The sequence below is a fragment of the Legionella santicrucis genome (genome assembly GCF_001468135.1).
Classification (GTDB): Bacteria; Pseudomonadota; Gammaproteobacteria; order Legionellales; family Legionellaceae; genus Legionella; species Legionella santicrucis.
The window spans coordinates 616,300-635,350 of record NZ_LNYU01000091.1 but is presented as its reverse complement, the minus strand read 5'-3'; the positions used below and the strand labels follow the sequence as shown (position 1 = coordinate 635,350).

Sequence of the window (19,051 nt, the reverse complement as noted above, 5' to 3'; positions counted from 1 at the left end):
GAAAACTCTTTTAAATCAATTAATTATGATTTGCGTCGTTGCTAGTGCATTATATCCATCATCTAACATCAATTTTACATCATAGACTCCTGGCACAAGTGGCCAACTTGCATGGGCTTTATACCAATTAGTCCAATTTCCTTGTACGTTTTTGTTTGAATATTGAATAATGCCGTTAATTTCTCCCTGAGTATAAAGACGAACAGTTTCATTCATTGTTCTATTCCTAACTTTAGGAGAAATACTTATGTAATCATAGAAATACCCTGGAGCATTTTCCCAGGTAATCTTAAGAGGATCGCCCGATTTTAGTACTTTTTTAGAGACCATAATCCGAGGTTTTTTATTGCGGTATTCTCCTATTACAGGAAATAATTTCATATGTTGTATTGGAAAATAAGATGCCCTAACTTTAAAGTGCGAAACGACAGCCCGATGATCTGATGGCCAAGGTGAAAGAAAAAGACTAACATTCTTGCCATTTTTTTCACCAATGAGTTGGCTATTAATCACATGTGCTGGACCTGAAGAAAAAATAAAATCAATACGATCAGGTAAGTCTTGATTAGAAGGATTATAACTATCAATTGCGTTTTTTACTGCCGCTCGTTTTGCTGGCCAGGTAAAACTTGGAGATTGGCCAGCATTGGGAACGATTTGTCTGTATGAGTCCACAAATCCCTTGTTTACTGCATATTGAGTAACAGGCCAATTCATCACATAACGGTGATTACGTTGTTTTTGTAATGTAATATGTGACCAATCCAAATGAGAAGGTGAGTTGAAATCACCTGTTAAAAATACAGGCACTCCTTCTTTTGCGAGGGCTGCTAATTGATCAAGAACAGGCTTTATTTCTGGAAAACGTACTTTCAGTTCATTTCTACGTACAGTGCCTGCATCAAAACCTTGGTTAATGAGATTGGGACCATACGGCTCATCGGGTAAATGCACGTTTGCAACAGCGACAAACTGTTTAGGTTTTATTTCAATTAAGACAAATCTTTGTCGTGGCTCTGTTTTATATAATGGAAATCGTGAAATAACATGTTGGTATGGATCATAATGCCAATTTAATGCTTTTGCTAAACGCTTAGTATTCCCCCACGCCTCTTGAATACCTACTACATCCGCTTTAGATTGTTTAATTGCTTTAACCACCTGATTAAAATCAATTTGTGTACCACCATTTTCAATATTAAAAGTCATGATAACAAACGGCTTTTCATTTAATTCTGCATGAGCAGTAGCACCAATGAATAAGAGAATAAAAAATAAAAAGATACCTGATTGGAGTTGAAACATCCGCCTTAAGCAATTCATTTTACTGCCCTTAATTTAATGTGGTTTCGAGACAATGATCATATTTCTGGAACCATTCGGCCCATAAAAACCATTTATGATACAATATAAAGTTATATCTTGCTTTTTGAGGAGAATAACATGATAGCTCATCGTATGGATCTACGTTCTTATCATACTGAGTGTCATAGCCATTCCCATGATTTTGCGCAGTTAGTATTACCATTAGCTGGCTCTATGGAATTAGAAGCAGGGAATTATTCGGGCATAATCAACAATAATATTGGCGTATACATTGCTCCTAATGAGCAACATTGCTTTGCAGGAAGCCCCAAAAATCTTTTTTTAGTCGTTGATCTTAGGGCTAAAAATCATCCAGATGAATACAGCTCTCACGAATTTAACCTCACAACCAATATTAAGAAACTGATGCAATTCACCCATCATTATTTAACTGCCCAGGAAGAAGATTTTTTTGCCGATTCATTGATCAATCAATTGATTATTCATTTCGCAACAAACTCTTTTCCAGCGGAAGTGGATCAAACGGCAATTAAAGCAAAAAACTGGATTGATCGTTATTTTGCAGATGCTATAGATATCAGCAAAGTAGCGAAGTATTGTCATTTGAGTGTGAGTCAATTACAACGTCGATTCAAACACGTTATGGGTTATAGTCTTGCAGAATATTGGCGCTCTCAAAAATTACATCATGCTAAGCGATTGTTGTCCTTAAAGAATACGTCAATTGAAGCGATCGCTTTTGCAGTAGGCTATGAGAATTTATCTGCATTTACCCGTCGATTTACTCAAGCATTTGGTGAGTCTCCTTCGCAATGGAGAGCAAAAGCGTTGAACAGCAAAAAAAATGCGGGGAATGGATAACTTTTTCTGCGTTTATCTCTGCTAAACTAATCTTCTTAATTAGTGATAATTAGAGATGTTGATGAATAAATCTACTAACTATTTTCTGCAAGGTATGTGCTTTCTTATTCTGGCCCAGATTATGGTAGGCGTGAATATTGTTGCTTCTAAATATGTGCTGTCGTCAATCCCAATCCTGTTTATATTAACACTACGATTTACACTAGCCGCTATTATTTTATTTTTTTTGCATTGGCTCACCCCATCCAAAAAAAACTCAATAGGCTACTATTTTTCTAAATTAAAACAAAAAGATTGGTTTTTTATAATCGCACAAGCGCTTTCTGCAGGAATACTTTTTAATTTCTTTATGTTAGGAGGGCTGCAATACACTGATGCCAATGTTGCTGGTATTATTACCAGTGCATTACCTGCACTTATTGCACTCATGTCTTGGATTATTCTTAGTGAAAAAATATCAGGGAAAAAAATTATTTGTGTGGGGTTTGCAACTTTAGGCCTAGCCATTATTGGATGTGATAAATTAAGCGGTGTCCGAGCGAGCCATTCATTTTTGGGAGATATGCTTGTTCTGCTTTCTCTTATACCCGAGGCAACTTACTATATTTTAAGTAAAATGCATACTCCCTTGCTCCCTGTATTTTTAATTTCCTCCTTACTTAACGCAATAAACGCTATATTATTGTTGGTTTGTCTGTTTTTTTACTCTTGGGATAATTTATCGATTCATTTTTTTGATTGGCTTATTTTACTTGTTTTAGGCTTAAGCACAGGTCTTTTTTATGTTTTTTGGTATCTTGGTTGCCAGAAAGTCGATGGAGTAATGGCTTCTTTATCCACAGCGGTAATGCCATTGGCTACAGTAATTCTTGCATGGATAGTACTTGGTGAACACTTAACCACAGGCCAAACTATAGGTATGGGAATGGTTCTTCTCTCTATTGCGACTTATGCGAGACGATAGAAATAAAAGATGGATATGGCCTATGATGCATTTATAACAACGATAAAATTAGGAATCTAAATTGATTGCTCAAAAAAGATGGGAGCATTTCTTTCATGAATCAGATATAGGTGTGAGAGGTTGCGGAGCTACTTTATCTGAAGCATTTGCAATGGGAGCTCTTGCATTGACTCATGTCATTACTCATCAATTAATTCAACCGCTAAAAAAGTTTCACATAAGCTGTGAAGCACCCAATCAAGAGATTTTATTCGTTGATTGGTTAAATGCCATTATTTATAACATGGCAATCCATAAGATGCTTTTTAGCCAGTTTGATGTCACGATTAAGGGACTAAAATTAACGGCTCTAGTGGCAGGAGAGCAAGTAGATATTGTTCGGCATCAACCCGCAGTAGAAGTTAAAGGAGCTACTTTTACTGAATTAAAAGTGTATCAAAATAATCATATTTGGATAGCACAATGTGTTGTTGATGTATAATTACTAGAATAATCAAATTGCAATACATCCGCTTTTTTTAGGAATAAGGCAAAAATCGATGGACTTAAACCTGTTAGAAAAAATCAGTGATTTTGAATGGCAAATCCCCAAGCACGGTAAAATGCGAGTACCCGGATTTATTTTTGCTTCGGAAAGCTTGTTACGTGATATGGATATGAAGGTTTATGAACAAGTTTCTAATGTAGCTACGTTACCAGGAATTGTTGGTGGCTCATATGCTATGCCCGATGCTCATTGGGGATATGGATTTCCTATTGGTGGAGTTGCGGCATTTGATCCTGAGCATGAAGGAATCGTATCTGCAGGAGGAGTTGGTTTTGATATTTCTTGTGGTGTAAGGCTCTTAAGTACTGGACTTAAACGTGAAGAATTTGAACCTTATAAAAAGCAACTGGCAGATGCCTTATTTGCCCATATTCCAGCAGGTGTAGGCAGCAAAAGTCGTATTAATCTGACGATGAAACAAATGGACGATATGCTACGTGGTGGCGCTGTTTGGGCGGTTAAGCAAGGATACGGAAACAAGGAGGATTTAGAGAGTATTGAAGATTATGGATGTGTTGAAGGAGCGTTACCAGAGCATGTTTCAGAGCATGCAAAAAAGCGTCAAAAAAATGAAATGGGTACTTTAGGATCAGGTAACCATTACTTAGAAATTCAGGAAGTAAAAAAAATATATTGTGACAAAACTGCGACAGCATTTGGTTTAGCGCAGGGGGACGTGGTGGTCAGTATTCATTGCGGTTCACGCGGCTTAGGCCATCAAATAGGAACTGATTTTCTACGTTCCATGTTAATTGATGCGCAACAACGCGGAATCAAACTCATTGATCGTGAATTAGCTTGCGCACCTATTCGTTCACCAATGGGGGAACGTTATTTAGGGGCTATGCGCGCCGGAATTAATTGTGCTTTAGCAAATCGTGAAATCATTACCCATTTTATGCGAGAGGTTTTTCAAGATGAGATACCTGGCACCAAAATAAAACTTATTTATGATGTTTCCCATAATACCTGTAAGGAAGAAATTCATCAAATAGAAGGTGAAACAAAGCGTTTATTTGTGCATCGTAAAGGAGCCACTCGAGCTTTTGGTCCGGGGCATCCTCAATTAACAACTTCTTTTAGGCACGTTGGCCAACCCGTCATTATTGGAGGCAGTATGGGTACCGCTTCTTATGTTTTAGCTGGAACAGCAAATGCCGAAAATAAGTCTTTTGGTTCAGCATGCCATGGTGCAGGACGTGCCATGAGTCGACATCAAGCAACAAAACAATGGCAAGGACGAGAAATTATTGAGCAATTAGCACAACAAGGCATTCTAATTCGCAGCAGTTCCTATCGTGGAGTGGCAGAAGAAGCTCCAGGGGCTTATAAAAATGTGGATTTTGTTGTTGATGCAGCACAAGATTCAGGTTTAACTAAGAAAGTAGCCAGGTTAATCCCCATTATTTGTGTGAAAGGATAATTTATCTTCATGAATACCTCTTTTTCTTTATCTCCTGTGACTCCATTCCGATTGGATTATACGGTCTGGGCATTACGAAGAAGAAGCAAAAACATTGTGGAACATTGGGATGGCAAGCATTATTCACGATTGCTCTTTCTAGACAATAAACTCTTCAAGATAGTGATAGAACAAAAAAATGAATCACAAATTTATGTTTCAATAGATAAAAATATTAACCCACTGACTCAAGATAAAGTTATCGCACAATTAGAAATACTACTGGGTCTGCAACAAGATCTTCAGGGTTTTTATCAAATAGCGGCACAGGATTTACAATTAAATCAGTTGGTAAATCAATTTAAAGGACTTAAGCCACCACGTTTTCCATCTCTTTTTGAAGCACTCGTTAATGCGATTTCTTGTCAGCAAATATCGCTTGCTGCGGGATTGCACATTCAAAATAGATTGATAGAAACTTATGGAATGAAAATTCAGGAAAAAGAGAGCGTGTTTTATGCATTTCCCAGACCCTGCGAAATTGCCAATAGCTCCGTTTCTGCATTAAGAAAAATAGGTTATAGCACTCATAAATGTGACACATTAATTCATTTGGCATCAGTATTCAATGAGAATGAATCTGTATTTTCTCAGTTGGAAACTCAAAATAATGAAGAAATTATTCATTTTTTATGCAGTTTTAAGGGGATAGGACGGTGGACTGCTGAATATGTTTTACTACGTGGTTTGGGAAGATTGGATGTTTTTCCCGGAGACGATATCGGTGCACAAAATAATTTGTATCGATTACTTCATCTTAAGAGTAAACCAGGTTATAAAGAAATCTCTGAAATTACCGCAAAATGGCATCCTTATGCCGGATTGGTATACTTTCATCTATTACTGCAGCGATTAAATGAGGAACAATTAATTTAAAATTAATTGCCCCAAAGAAATACATATGTGTATACTTCCTAACATAAATTAACGAAGAACATTATGAACCCTGATCAAAAAATCACTTGCCCAATATGCAAGAAACAAAATACCTGGCACCCCGATAATCAGTTCAAACCTTTTTGTTCTGACCGCTGCAAACTCATTGATTTAGGTGAGTGGGCAAATGAAACACGAAAAATTCCTGGAAGTTCTGCTGATTCAATGCGCTCATTTGATATTAATGCACACCAAGAAGATTTGAGTGATGACTTTTCCTAAATACGCTCCAACCCATGATTAAATGGGGGGGTATAATTTAATGATTCAGTAACTGAAATAGGATAAAGAATATATTTTTAACAGATTTGTCTCACCGAATTATTGATATCCTCATAAGCTGTATTTCTTAAGACATCTCCGTGAGCGCTAATGAGATGTTTAAATTTCAATTTTAATAAAGGTTCGAAATCGCCTCCTTGTACTCCAGTGGCGTGAAGCCAAATAGGTGAGATTCGAGCTTTTGCAATTTCCCCTTGAGAAATAGCCATTCGGGCAGTTTCTTCACTAAAAAATTGGTCCACTTCCACCCAATTTTTAATGCTGTCACAACTAATAATAATACCCTCATTAGTATCAATGTGAAGAAATCCTTCTGCGGGAGCGGAGTTTTTAAATATAAAGAAATGAGTATTTTTTATGGGTAACTCATCAGCATCCTTTAAATATTGCGTTGTAGGATAGGAAAGAGTATCCTCTTGTCCTTCAGGCTGAACTGTCCATAAACAGGCATTGTATCGATCCAAATAAAATCGATCATCTCTGCCATGAAAAGCGCCAATTCTAATGACATGTTTAACGCTTCCTAACTCATCAAGCTTTCGTAATTCATCCTCATTCAAACGCACCGTATTAATAAGTGCTAAATCGCCATTGCTTTCAATGATGGTCATGTTTCTACTGTGTTGAATCTTCTTATCCTCAAAATAAGTGATGTTTGATCCACGTACCACATAGATACCTTCAAATTCTTCAATAATCTCGCCATGAGGCCATACAGGTGAATATCCTGACATCATATCCTTTCTCTTGTTCAATAGTTTCAATAGTAATGGAGGGAGCGATTCTAATTTAGAAAAGTTCTGTTATAAGAAGATAAGCACCACTGCCATTAATTTAAGGAACTTGTAGTCGTCCTCGCGAAAGCGGGGCCCCATGTTGATGGAGGCATTATACTCCTATAAAAATGGATTTCCGCTTTCGCGAAAATGACGGCATCCTTAAATTAATGGCAGTAATCCCCGCCTCTTACTCAATTACATAAATTGTCTCACGCAACGAACTCTAAGAGGCGCGCTCTTATCCACGTTGCTTTGTACCCCATAGAGAAAATTTTCAGTGATTGCATTATAAGTAGAATTCTCGGATGATTCAGTGGAGCTCCAATAATCGCCTCCAGGGTAAAATCCTCCTATATTTGCGTAGTATGACCATAGGCAGTGGAGTTGTTCTGAAGAAGGTAAGAACCAATCCGTATAACCTCCTCCATTATATGTGGCACAAAGCCCTGCTGCGTAACTGTTACTTAGCCCTAATGTGTTGACAATCGCTTGGGTATTGCTCGCACCATCTATGGTGCTTTGGGCACCTAAGCCTATGGCTGTTCCCGTACCGCCCCACATAATACCTGAACTGATGTCCGTCGGTGCTGCTATTAGGCTTAACAAACCGCCCCAGCTACAAGCGATTATGCCCCCTCCATAGCTTTGCCCTATCTGTGGCGCAAAAACAGTTAGTGAAGTACTTCCTGAGATGAGGTTTTGGGTAGCAATAATGTTGGTTGTTGCAGCAACTTCTTGCGCCGTTACCAGTCCTTCAGTCCCAACTGCATTGGATACAGTCGCAATATTTCCATTATCTGATTGCCAGTACACCTCCGTGGTGATGTCTTTAGTTGTTGAATCAGTATAAGCCCCTGTTGCCGTCATTTGCTGGGTTGAATTGATGCCTCTGGGAATAGAACTATCTGCTGGTGTCACTGTAATACCTGTGAGTATAGCCGCTGAGACCGTAATGCCCGTAGTACCTGACAGGCCATTCAAACTCGCTTTTAGGGTGGCATTACCTAAGCTTACTGATTGGACCAAACCTTGGGTGTCAGTGGCATTGGAGATTGTAACAACACTCGTATCAGAAGAAGTCCAGGTCACATCGGTCGTTAAATTTTCTTCGGATGCATCTGAAAAAATTCCTATGGCTTTATATTGTTGGTTGGTTCCCAATGGAAGGGAAGTATTTGCGGGAGTCACAACAATAGAATCAAGAACCGCTTCAATGATGTTTAGCGGAGCAACCCCAGTAACACCGCTTAAACTTGCAGTGATTCGGGTGCTACCAACACTTTTTCCTACAGCCGCCCCAGGGCTATCTGGCGCATTGGAAATAGTCGCCACATTTGTATCACTTGAAGCCCATGCTACTTCTGTAGTTAAATCTTGTGTCGTATTGTCCGTATAAATACCTTTGGCAGTATATTGTTGCGAATAACCATTAGGTATAGATAGATTATAAGGACTAATTACTATAGAGGTGAGTTGGGCTGGAGTAACCGTTAGAGATGCATTACCTGACACACTTCCATAAGTTGCAGTAATCCTACTTTCCCCTGTACCAACTCCTAGCGCTAATCCAGGAGTATCAGGCGCATTTTCAATACTTGCAACCAGAGGATCAGACGAGTTCCATGTAACAAAAGAAGTTAAATCCTCAGTACTGTTATCTGAATATACTCCTGTTGCCATAAATTGCTGTGCTGTTCCTTTATGGATGGATGGATTAACAGGAGTTACCTGTATTAAGCTTAAGGTTGCTGCGGTTACTTTCAATGAAGTACTCGTTGTTTGAAGCCCATAAGAGGCAGCGATAGAGGTTGTGCCTACGGCGTTTCCTGTAGCCAGGCCTTGGCTTCCTGAAGCATTAGAGATGGCGGCTACAGCAGAATTTGTGGATGTCCAACTAACTTGGGTCGTCAAATCCAAAGTAGTTTCATTCGATAAGATACCCGTTGCTGTAAATTGCTGATTTGTTCCTTTAGCAATAGAAGGCTCACTTGGTGTAATCTGAATCTGGGTCACTACCGCATCAGTAACGTGTATGGGTGCTGAACCTGATAAACCGTTTAAAGAAGCAGAAATAGTTGTATCACCAACATTAACTCCAGTAACGAATCCATAAGATCCCAAAGAATTAGAAACGGTTGCAATGGAGGAATCCGAAGAATGCCACACTACATTTTGTGTCAAATTTCTATGAATTTCATTAGCAAAAAAACCTATAGCATAAAATTTTCTGCTTAAACCATGTGCAACAGAAGAATTCAACAAAGGCCGTCCATGATAAACTTTAATGGCAAGTAAAGGCGCGACTTTAATACTTAAGATGGATTCTGCGCTGGGTCGTGAGCATAAAAAAGGACTTGGGCTCGGATCCTTAGGTCCATTCGTTTTACAAACCATAGGGCCGCCTAAATAAGAAGCAGGGAGTTCATTTCCATTCAATTGCAAAGAAAGCAGACAAGATTGGTTAGGTGCCAAGGTAAAAGGGCTTTTGCAGTTTTCTAAACCACTCGTATTTTGACTAATTCCCTTTATTGGCACCATGGTTAATGTGCGTGTTAGTTTGGTGTTATTGGTAACTTGATAGTGTACTTTTACTGCCCCTGTACTAGGAACTATAACTTGGGTTGGTGTGGTTGCCACTATACTGAACGTCGGTTTAGAAAGTGCCGCTCCCAAAATAGGGATACATAACCCTAAAAATCCCAGACCTATACGAGTCATCAACGAAGCAAATCTACATGTCATGGCATATCCTTAAACTCAGAAACTGATGCTATCTTGTGGTATACAAATGATTAATTGATCTATCTTATGTGATTAGAAATAATTTTTGTAGCGTAAGTTAAATTATTGTTTAAAGAAACTCTAACGCTCTGGATGACTTCGATTGCAATGTGCACACAATCCTTTGATTTCTACAGTACAATTTATAATTGAAAATTGAATCAAATCAGCTGATTCTTTTACGGGAGTAAAATCTATGATGCATTCTAATTCTTTGACAAAATCACATTGATTACATATAAGAAATTGTGCTTGCCCCACATGATGCCCATGCAAACAGGCAACATAAGCTTTAAGGCTATCAATACAATGAATAAATCCTTCCTGGTGCCAAAATTGAATAGCACGATAAACTGTAGGTGGTTTAGGGTTTTCAACTTCCATAGATAATTTTTGCAATATCTCGTAAGCACTTAGAGGGACCCTTTCTGCAATTAATATTTTGAGGACACGCTCCCTTGGCTCCGTAAATCGATAACCATGGTTCACACAATGCTTATAGGCCTTGTCCAACAAATTATGCTTCATCAAATCATCTTAATGTTTTCATGTTTAAGTGAACTAGTGTATCACAGTCTTCATGTCACGAAAAAAGAATCAAACATGAAGCACGAATTATTTTGCAGTATTTAATGTAACATGGGTTCAAGGTGGGGAATTGATCTAAATTGATTCTTTAACCGAAACGCGTATTAACTTATGTATAAAAATTACTTAATTATCCTTGTTCTTTAGCAATGAATTGTTATAATGTAACACTTTTATGGCATTGGTGTGCAATTTGAAAAATTTTGAGCCACTTTCCGTTTGGATTTTTAGGGGTAAAAAACCATGTATTATAATTATCGATTCTACTTTTCAGATGATGTTCAACTTCTTGATCCGAAAAAAACCACAGAAAAAATTGAACAAATTTTGCATGAAGCCAAAGAGTTAGGATTAGTCCGAGTAGCAATCGATTTGGACAGTCAAAATAAAAGCATCAGTTTATTATCCAAATCCAAAGATACTCTTGCCCTACAAACTAAAGTAACCCAACTATTGTTGACAGAACACATCACCGTAAGCGAAACCATAGAGAAAGAAGCACTTTCAGATGAAGAAGAAATAGTGTACGAAGCTCATCAACATACATCAAGTACCGAACCCCTTTCCCCTCTCAAGAAACGCAAAAAAAAATCCAAGCACAATCATTCACATAACCATGCTCATGGACATTGCCCTGATCATTGCCAAAATCATTCCCACGATCATAATCATGCTCTCGCCCATGACCATAATCATGGTCATGCCCATGGTCATGAGAATCATTGGCTTAAAGCTGCCTTAGGTCTGATTTGGGGAATAGGCTTACTCGCTCTTTCTATTGTAAGTTTTAACATTCCTATGACTGCCTATTATGTCATAACAGGCCTTACCACTTTAATGACCTTATATTTGGGTCATACTGTTTATCAATCAACATGGGATGCATTGCGTGAAAAGAAATTAGATACCACCACTTTATATACGATAAGTACATTGACCATTGTTGCTGTATCTATCGCAAGTATGTTTTTCCCTGGATTACCCATGATGTTTGAAGCTGCACCTCTTGTGTTAGGTTTTTGGCATTTAGCAGAAGGAATTGAACATACTTTAGTAGGTGAAATCAATAAAAAATTAGATGTACGTGATTGTATTGCTCCATTAGTTCTATTAAAAGGTAATCCTGATAAAGAGATTTCCGTCAAGACATTGATACCTAACGATATAATTATGGTGAAACAAGGAGAAGTTATTCCTGTTGATGGCGTATTAACTGAAGAAGCTCTACTTTATACAACTCGAATCGATGGTTCACCCAAGCTCAAAAAATTTAAAGCGGGTGATACAGTAAAAGCAGGCATGTTACTAGCAGATTATATTCCTTCATTGCAAATGCGTGTTACAAAAACGTATCAAAACTCTTATCTCTCGTTGATCGCAAAAAATATTAATCAAGCAAATGATGAAAAAGCACCTATTGAACTGTTTGCGGATCGAGTATTAAAATATTTTATTCCTGGTTTGCTCGCCGTAGCGCTTGTTTCAGGTATTGTCATAGGTTCATTGTTTACCCCTGCACTTGCTGTTCAATGCCTCATATCCGTTCTTGTAAGCGCGTGTCCCTGTGCTTTGAGTTTGATTACCCCCATGGCAGTTAGAATCGGAATGAAAAAAGCTTCCGAAAAAGGGATTCAATTTAAAAATGGGAAAGCATTACAAGCTGCCGCTGATATTGATACTATTGTTTTTGATTTAAATGGCACACTCACTAAAGGTGAGGTTGTAGTGGACACGTTGCGGATTGACGATAAAAAATTCCTGCGTCATATTGCATTATTAGAGAGTCAATCGGATCATCCAGTAGCAAAAATCATTAAATCGTACATTCACAATCAAAACATTGTCTCCAATCAACCTTTAGAAATCAGTTCTATTGACAAAAATCATCACTCAGGCATAAAAGGCGTGATCAATGGTGAAGTCTACATGATTGGCAATAGAGATATGCTCTTAGCAAATGGCATTACACATATAGCAGCGCCTTATGATAATCCTGAAAATGGCTCCGTTTATATTGTGCGTGGAGAAAAAGTAATAGGACAAATTGCGCTAACCGACCCTTTGCGTGAAGATGCCATTGCAACAGTAAATCACCTAAAACGCCTTGGTAAAACAGTACATATTTGCACAGGAGCCGATAGAGCAACTGCAGAAAAATATGCATTATTATTAGGTATTTCTAAAGATAATATTTGTGCAAATACAGTAGGAGCAATCACTAAACCTGGTGAAGTATCTAAAACCAGCTATATTCAACGGTTAAAAAGCAAAGGCTATAAAGTAGCAATGGTTGGTGATGCAGCCAATGATCTTACCGCGCTTGCCTATTCCAATATAGGTATTGCTGTAAGATCTGATATTGGGGATACCATCACGCAACAACATGCGGGAATAGTCATCCAACAAGGATTGTTATTTCCTATTGCCACAGCTTTTGATGTCGCTCAAAAAACCAAAGATAATATTTACCAAAACTTATTTGTGAGTTTAGCTTATAATTCAGCAATCACTTTAGTGGCAGCAGGATTATTTGTTGCCTTAGGTTTTACACTCAATCCTGCCATTGGTGTTGCATTAGTGGTACTTGAATCCACAGTTGTACTGGCCAATTTATATCGTTTTAAACAACAAGAAATTGTGTCTGCTCCATCAAACAGTAAAAATACAGTTATGGATCTAGAAAACTCTGAAAATACAACTTCAAAAGTTTTAAATGCTTTGGGTTATCGTTCGCAACCTAAAACAAATTTAGCTATGGTGCAGAAATCTCATACAGTGGCTTCTCAAACGAAAAGTTTATTTGCGCCTAAAGAGAATTATTCGGAACACACTCTTAGGACGACTCAATCGGAGATTTTGTGCCAAATCTAATAGTAGATCTGTTGGCAATTGGTTCTCTACCTATGTATCGTATCTTATGTGCGACACCCAGTTGCGCACAGGTCTCATGGTGGTTAGAAGTAGAATAAATTGTCAACAAACCTTATATTTTATAAGTCATTGAAGAATGATTTTCTAACCTATCCCCAAGAAAACGCAACACTTCATTGCATTTCTTGAGCAAAATATCAAGATTCCCTTTTACTTCCTCATCTTGCTCATCCATCATACGATTTAATATTTGGCTTCTGTAATCTCCAACTGTATCCAAGTCACTTGTCAAATCCTCTGCACTTATCCCCGCACCATTTTTATTCAATATAGCGTCAAGTTTTGTATGGGCCTGATTAATAATTAAATCATCTAAATCGTATTTTTTATTTTGAGGAATGAAAAAGGACCCAATCATTTCTTTAATAGTTCGTTGGTGTGTTGTTCTTAGATCATGGACATAAGCTGAGAATCTATTGTCATCAAATAGATTCTCTGAGCCATTCTCTGGCAAACACTCAGCAAATTGATGACCTACATTTAAACCATCAGCAATCCCATGGCTTAAATGAAAATGAGGACTTTGCATGGCATCGCCTACTGCGATCAACCAATGTTCCTGATCAGAAGATAAATTTTGTACCGGATTTCTAATGCGTGAAAGAGTTAAATCAAAACCGGTCACACTTAACTGAGATTGCTTTTTTGCTGCTTCTTTGGCAAGAGAATCATCCAATTGGTGTTTCTCTTTAAATTTTTCTTTTTGTTTGAGGAATTCATTTTGCCGTTTATCATCCCCCTTAATGTATAAATCTTTTGGATCAATTAAGAGATGTTTACTTACCATAAACTTGCCCCACTCTTCAATTTTACGTCGCCGAGTCGCATTTTCTGCATGGATGTCACGCGTATTACTCTCATCGAATTCTCTTATTTTTGTATAAAATCCAGGAATTTCCCCTCCTACATACAGTCGCGTATGGGATTGATTAGCGAATAGATATATTTGTGGTGCTCTATCATGATTCCATCCAAATTTAAGCTGCAGTTCTTCGACTTCTTTGTCGTTAAAGTACAATTTATAATTATTTCCAGTCTTATTTTTAAGATGAGGGTATTTTTTCTCGATTACTTTTTTATCTAAATGAAAAGTAGCCGTACCCTGTGCTTCATGTCGTAAGCGCCCTATCGACTCTGAACTATTAGGTGAATCGGAATTATTAGGCGAAATTGAATGAACGAGACGAAATGCTTCTCTCTTCGCTCCGGTAGCATCAACAATATGAAGATAGGGAATAGTATGCTGATTTTGATTGTTATCTCTTAAAGTGATAGTACTTGATGATGGGTTTATTTCAGTTATTTTTGCTGTGCGCTTGTCCAAATAAACGAATTGATGAGGTGTTTGCTTGGAAAACTCATTTAATTTTCGGAATAGGAAATTTTCAACATTTTGAATGGAAATAATATTATTATTTTTAATCAATTTATTTTTAAAATCGATATCGGATTGATGATCAGGATCAATATAAGAAAACAAAATTTCACGAGCATCTGCATTTTTAATATTTACATTCTGAGTTCTTGCAGCATAAGGATAATCTGTAACCAATGTAACCTTATATCCTTTATGTAATACTGCTAGTGCCGTAGCAAGCCCCGAAGGACCGCCCCCCATAATCACAATATTGTCTTTATTGCTGTCATTAGATAACTTAGTTAATTCGTCTGTAAAATCATTTTGCGTTCGACATTCATTAATTTCTTTTCTATAACTATTTGATAATTGAATGAACCATTCTTTAGTTTTAGGGAAAGATGGTTTAACCATTGTAATTCTCCTAATGGACAGATTTATTAAATCTGAGCTACAATGATTAAAATTTAATCAAACAAGATCGAAATTATCCAATTGATTGTTTTTATATGTGTTATTGATAGGGCAAATATGTGATGTTTAACAACCAGTTAAGTTGTTTTTTGGTTAAAGAAAAAAATAATTGACATAATGAACTTTTATTACATATTAATGATTTCTAATATGCAACACATAAGCGTTCAACAAATGATAATGCGCCGCCTGGACACTGTTGTCGAGGTTGGGCGGAGTTATTTGAAAAAAGCGCCAACAAATTAGTCCTCACCAATACCAGTGTCCGGGTTTGTGATGCTGTTCAAAATATACTCCAAATATAAAGCGCTCAAATTCAATTTTAGCGGCAATAATTTTAATGGCTTTTTGTTGCCAAAATTAAACCCAAATTTCCATATGTAGAAACAAAATGTATTTATTTTGGATTATACGAGGTCATTATCATGAGTTCTAGCGTAACGGACATTTTATCAAAAATTTTTAATATGGAGTTTTTATATTGAAATCTTACATCCAACGCCATGTTAAAGGAGTACCGCCTAAATATACTTATTCTGAAGAATCAAGAGTAAATCCAGCTTTTCAGCGTATTGAAGAAGTGGATGCCTTTCTTAAACTTAATGAAAAGCGCATATTTGCATTACGCAGCGATTTTATTCTAGCAACTGGAGTTAAAAATGCAGAACAACAACATGGTTATCATGGATTAATAGTATTTTATGATACAACTCCAGAACAGGATGACATTGATTCTGCATTATTTTTTAAGAATAAACCATTTGCTAAGAATGAATCTAAAGAAATCAAGTCATATATCCTTCTACTAATAATTAGACTGCCACAGAGATATGATGATTTTTAACGGATACACTACATATAATCCCTAAAAGAGGTTAATTTAAAAACCTCTTTTAGGTGGGACTAAATTAGCATGGACCCAAAACAGCTTATATCCAACGACGTATTTGTTGTTCTACTGCAATGGATAATAAACGGTGTGCCATGTCAGTTGGATGAAGTTCATCAGCAAAAACATAACCATTAGAGCCCATAGTACATACTATCGAAGGTACATAAGAAGGGAGAACACCAGGAGTAAGTGGGGCAGTATAACCACATACAGGAGAACTATAGTTAGTAAAGTAAAACGCCTCCCCTCCTATTACATAAGGCTTTCCTGCTTTAGTTGCAAGAATAACATTATCCAGGAGATCATAAACATCTACATAAAGAATTTTAGTACCATACTTGGCCTTAACTCTACCTAACTCTTGATTGAGCATAGAATTGAACGTAAATGTTGCAGTTTTCATATCCGCTGGAAGTGAGGGAGGGGCTAACCCAACCGTTACAAGATCATTTATAAATGGTGTATAACCAATATTAGGCAAGCTCAGAACCACTACCCTTTTCGCTCCATGTGTACTAAGTAAAGCTATTTCTTGAGCAATATTTTTTGCAGCAGTATTTGCTGTTTCTAAGAGCAAAAGCTGAAATATAGGCGATGTTGATGAGGTACTAAACACCGTAAGAATGTCGTTTGCACCTGACCAAATTAAAATTATAGCATTAGGATCTATAGAGGGATGTGTTGTCAAAAACTGATTGACTTGGGCATGCAAGGGGGGCGCCCATTTCAAACCAAACCCTATCGAATTAGTAGAACTACCACCAGCAGCATAATCGATACCTTTGAGCATGCCCGAAACAGGGCAAGCAGGAATTGGGCATTGTGACTGGATAGGTGGAGTAGTGTTATTTGTAACCTCGTCGTTAGGAAGATTAGGATAAGTAATTGGATATTGTGCAGATGAAGTTAATGCAAAACCTTTGATATCACGAGCTACATACTGTGACCAAATATAACCTTCATAGGTGGTAAATGTAGGTGCTTTACCTGGAGGAGTTGGAAAATAATCGTTATAGCCACTATCGGTTAAACTATCACCAAAAAAATAAACTTGGCTGATCCGATCAAAAGGTATTGCGTGTGCGGAATTGACTAAACTCAAACATACAACAGCTAAACTAGCTGAACGAGAAATATTCCTTTGTATGTGCTCTGCGAGCTTCATTACTTTTTTTAACATGTGACCGCCTCCTTGAATTAGTTAAATTTGTATCGGGCAGCCAGTGCCACAATATCAACTGAACCGCTGTAGTTCGCTGATACCTGATTTACTTCTAATGGCGCAGTGCTCGTTGCACTACTTCCACTTGCTTGAATAACATTGACCGTTTGGTCTTGGAGGAAGATATGTGCATAAGCAGCATCAATCGATATGTGTTTATTCACTGTATAACTTGCACCAATATTTACCCAATAGCGATCAGAATCCGGAATACGTGGATCTCTAAAGCTAGTGGTTGGGGTCTCATCATAGGCAATACCCCCACGGAAGGTCCATACAGGAGTCCAATGATATTCCGCGCCCAATGCCCCAAACCATGCATTTCTCCAGCGCGTTTGAATTGTACTGTTGGTAGCAAAAGCATCTGGCATATTAATACTAATTTGGTTGAAAACATCCCAGAAATTAATTTGTGCTGAAGCTTTGATTGTCCAATTAGCGATATCATGAGCTGCGCTTAATGTTAAAATTTGCGGTGTTTTCACTGATGTGTTAACACGGGTTTGCGCATTAAACAGGAAATTTGGTGATGGTGCAGGAACTGTCTCTCCCGGTAAAACATATTGCTGACCATGACCTTTTAGTGTCTCTGCAATTTGGGAGCGATAACCTATACCAAGGCGTGTGTTTACAAACGGCTTATAGAGAATTCCTAGATTATAGCCATAACCCCAACCTTCTCCTCTAAGATGAGTAGGTAAATTTGCTGCAATCAACGCATCAATAGGAGCTATCCCAGTGTAAGCTCCGTTAAAATTAGAAAAAGTTGCCTGCATCCATTGAGCTTGAAAACCACCACCTATAGCCAACTTATCATTAATTGAATAAGAAAGTGCGGGATTAATATCTATGGTTTTGACCGAACTATAAACAGCAGCAAAACGTACTACAGAGTCGTAGTCATAAGCTGTTTTCAAACCGTAAGGAGCAATTAAAGCCAACCCAGCAACAAATTTATTATTAATTCGCCAACCAAAATATCCATCCGGAACAAATGCAGAAGGTGAAACGCTTCCTTGTCGGTGGTTCCCTTTAACTGCTGCACTAATACTACTGGGAGGAATTCCCGGAATATTAACAGTATGTCTCGCGTGTGCATCAGTCATCTTGGCATGAGGAAAAAGCTCACTGGCCCCCAGATACCCTTGGGTTTCTATTAAAGTTGATAATGTTGCTGGATTAATAAACATTGCTGAGACATCATTATTTGCTGCTGCTGCGCCTGCAGTTGCATCACCTTGTAAGCTAGGGCTAATCTCATTAATTTGAAAGCCAGCAGCGAAAGATGTGGTGCTAAAAATAGATTGTGATACTAGAATAGCAATTACAGATAGTCGTGATTGTGAATATAAACATCCCATGATTATAGCATCCTTTGCTAAGGGTAGAACTCTTAATTTTGCACAATACCTTCATCTATGTCTATAAGATCATTAAGTTAATAAGTGCTTAAATTTTAAATAATTTTTGCTAAATACTGTTGACATTTGTTCTTAGCCTACAATCTCTGTTTTGATCATTAAAGTAATCCCCCTATTTCTCTCGAATGTCTGTATATAAAATGCAGGAAGTGGACCATTTAGAATAATTTAAACCTAACCCTAAAGATTAGGGTTTGTTGACAATTCATTACAAAACTGGATATGTAG

The 19,051-nt window shown here is 37.6% G+C and carries 15 protein-coding genes; 8 read left to right on the top strand and 7 right to left on the bottom strand.

The annotated features are described in order from the left end of the window. Window positions 1-15: 15 nt before the first annotated feature. Window positions 16-1,323: an endonuclease/exonuclease/phosphatase family protein gene (locus tag Lsan_RS20605; RefSeq protein ID WP_083505196.1), complete on the bottom strand. Its 1,308-nt coding sequence runs from the start codon at window positions 1,321-1,323 to the stop codon at window positions 16-18. A 120-nt stretch (window positions 1,324-1,443) separates the two neighbouring features. On the opposite strand from Lsan_RS20605, the gene Lsan_RS20600 reads away from it, so the two are divergent. From Lsan_RS20600 to Lsan_RS20575, 6 genes are all read left to right on the top strand, one after another. Further along, a complete protein-coding gene (locus tag Lsan_RS20600) occupies window positions 1,444-2,187 on the top strand; it encodes a helix-turn-helix transcriptional regulator (protein WP_058515965.1) in 744 nt (247 codons plus the stop codon). A gap of 61 nt (window positions 2,188-2,248) precedes the next feature. After that, window positions 2,249-3,151 (top strand): DMT family transporter, encoded by a 903-nt coding sequence (locus Lsan_RS20595; RefSeq protein WP_083505195.1) that lies wholly within the window; start codon window positions 2,249-2,251, stop codon window positions 3,149-3,151. Between the two features lie 61 nt (window positions 3,152-3,212). Next, window positions 3,213-3,632 (top strand): archease, encoded by a 420-nt coding sequence (locus Lsan_RS20590; RefSeq protein WP_058515963.1) that lies wholly within the window; start codon window positions 3,213-3,215, stop codon window positions 3,630-3,632. A 58-nt stretch (window positions 3,633-3,690) separates the two neighbouring features. Beyond that, window positions 3,691-5,121, top strand: coding sequence for an RtcB family protein (locus Lsan_RS20585; RefSeq protein ID WP_058515962.1), 1,431 nt, complete (start codon window positions 3,691-3,693; stop codon window positions 5,119-5,121). Between the two features lie 9 nt (window positions 5,122-5,130). Next, the gene (locus tag Lsan_RS20580; protein ID WP_058515961.1) at window positions 5,131-6,036 is read left to right on the top strand and encodes a DNA-3-methyladenine glycosylase 2; all 906 of its coding nucleotides are present in this window, start codon (window positions 5,131-5,133) and stop codon (window positions 6,034-6,036) included. 63 nt (window positions 6,037-6,099) lie between these two features. Then, on the top strand, window positions 6,100-6,318 hold the full coding sequence (locus Lsan_RS20575) for a DNA gyrase inhibitor YacG (protein WP_058515960.1): 219 nt from the start codon (window positions 6,100-6,102) through the stop codon (window positions 6,316-6,318). A 77-nt stretch (window positions 6,319-6,395) separates the two neighbouring features. Here the strand turns inward: Lsan_RS20575 and Lsan_RS20570 are convergent, their stop codons facing one another. The 3 genes from Lsan_RS20570 to Lsan_RS20560 form a co-directional block, all read right to left on the bottom strand. Then, on the bottom strand, window positions 6,396-7,115 hold the full coding sequence (locus Lsan_RS20570; protein ID WP_237762228.1) for a hypothetical protein: 720 nt from the start codon (window positions 7,113-7,115) through the stop codon (window positions 6,396-6,398). Window positions 7,116-7,352: 237 nt separating this feature from the next. Beyond that, window positions 7,353-9,899 carry an Ig-like domain-containing protein gene (locus tag Lsan_RS20565; protein ID WP_058515958.1) on the bottom strand — a complete coding sequence of 849 codons (2,547 nt, stop codon included), beginning with the start codon at window positions 9,897-9,899 and terminating at the stop codon, window positions 7,353-7,355. A 120-nt stretch (window positions 9,900-10,019) separates the two neighbouring features. Beyond that, window positions 10,020-10,466 carry a Fur family transcriptional regulator gene (locus Lsan_RS20560; RefSeq protein WP_058515957.1) on the bottom strand — a complete coding sequence of 149 codons (447 nt, stop codon included), beginning with the start codon at window positions 10,464-10,466 and terminating at the stop codon, window positions 10,020-10,022. Between the two features lie 303 nt (window positions 10,467-10,769). Here Lsan_RS20560 and Lsan_RS20555 point away from each other — a divergent pair, with 303 nt between their 5' ends. Next, window positions 10,770-13,397: an HAD-IC family P-type ATPase gene (locus Lsan_RS20555; RefSeq protein WP_058515956.1), complete on the top strand. Its 2,628-nt coding sequence runs from the start codon at window positions 10,770-10,772 to the stop codon at window positions 13,395-13,397. A 112-nt stretch (window positions 13,398-13,509) separates the two neighbouring features. Here the strand turns inward: Lsan_RS20555 and Lsan_RS22300 are convergent, their stop codons facing one another. Continuing rightward, entirely contained in the window at window positions 13,510-15,228 is a 1,719-nt protein-coding gene (locus Lsan_RS22300) for an FAD-dependent oxidoreductase (RefSeq protein WP_133134260.1), read from the bottom strand. A 541-nt stretch (window positions 15,229-15,769) separates the two neighbouring features. Between Lsan_RS22300 and Lsan_RS20540 the strand changes: the two genes are divergently transcribed. Continuing rightward, window positions 15,770-16,132, top strand: a complete 363-nt coding sequence (locus tag Lsan_RS20540; RefSeq protein ID WP_058515955.1) for a hypothetical protein — start codon at window positions 15,770-15,772, stop codon at window positions 16,130-16,132. A gap of 85 nt (window positions 16,133-16,217) precedes the next feature. Here Lsan_RS20540 and Lsan_RS20535 read toward each other — a convergent pair whose 3' ends face one another. Together Lsan_RS20535 and Lsan_RS20530 are read right to left on the bottom strand one after the other, a co-directional pair. Further along, a complete protein-coding gene (locus tag Lsan_RS20535; RefSeq protein WP_058515954.1) occupies window positions 16,218-17,360 on the bottom strand; it encodes an SGNH/GDSL hydrolase family protein in 1,143 nt (380 codons plus the stop codon). A 17-nt stretch (window positions 17,361-17,377) separates the two neighbouring features. Continuing rightward, window positions 17,378-18,763, bottom strand: coding sequence for an OmpP1/FadL family transporter (locus Lsan_RS20530; protein WP_058515953.1), 1,386 nt, complete (start codon window positions 18,761-18,763; stop codon window positions 17,378-17,380). Window positions 18,764-19,051: the final 288 nt, after the last annotated feature.

Bases quoted from the DNA above. Each gene is read 5' to 3' on its own strand.
- Lsan_RS20555 (WP_058515956.1), top strand. From the start codon at position 10,770: ATGTATTATAATTATCGATTCTACTTTTCAGATGATGTTCAACTTCTT.
- Lsan_RS20530 (WP_058515953.1), bottom strand. From the start codon at position 18,763: ATGGGATGTTTATATTCACAATCACGACTATCTGTAATTGCTATTCTA.
- Lsan_RS20570 (WP_237762228.1), bottom strand. From the start codon at position 7,115: ATGATGTCAGGATATTCACCTGTATGGCCTCATGGCGAGATTATTGAA.
- Lsan_RS20560 (WP_058515957.1), bottom strand. From the start codon at position 10,466: ATGAAGCATAATTTGTTGGACAAGGCCTATAAGCATTGTGTGAACCAT.
- Lsan_RS20605 (WP_083505196.1), bottom strand. From the start codon at position 1,323: ATGAATTGCTTAAGGCGGATGTTTCAACTCCAATCAGGTATCTTTTTA.
- Lsan_RS22300 (WP_133134260.1), bottom strand. From the start codon at position 15,228: ATGGTTAAACCATCTTTCCCTAAAACTAAAGAATGGTTCATTCAATTA.
- Lsan_RS20565 (WP_058515958.1), bottom strand. From the start codon at position 9,899: ATGACATGTAGATTTGCTTCGTTGATGACTCGTATAGGTCTGGGATTT.
- Lsan_RS20585 (WP_058515962.1), top strand. From the start codon at position 3,691: ATGGACTTAAACCTGTTAGAAAAAATCAGTGATTTTGAATGGCAAATC.
- Lsan_RS20575 (WP_058515960.1), top strand. From the start codon at position 6,100: ATGAACCCTGATCAAAAAATCACTTGCCCAATATGCAAGAAACAAAAT.
- Lsan_RS20580 (WP_058515961.1), top strand. From the start codon at position 5,131: ATGAATACCTCTTTTTCTTTATCTCCTGTGACTCCATTCCGATTGGAT.
- Lsan_RS20600 (WP_058515965.1), top strand. From the start codon at position 1,444: ATGATAGCTCATCGTATGGATCTACGTTCTTATCATACTGAGTGTCAT.
- Lsan_RS20595 (WP_083505195.1), top strand. From the start codon at position 2,249: ATGAATAAATCTACTAACTATTTTCTGCAAGGTATGTGCTTTCTTATT.
- Lsan_RS20535 (WP_058515954.1), bottom strand. From the start codon at position 17,360: ATGTTAAAAAAAGTAATGAAGCTCGCAGAGCACATACAAAGGAATATT.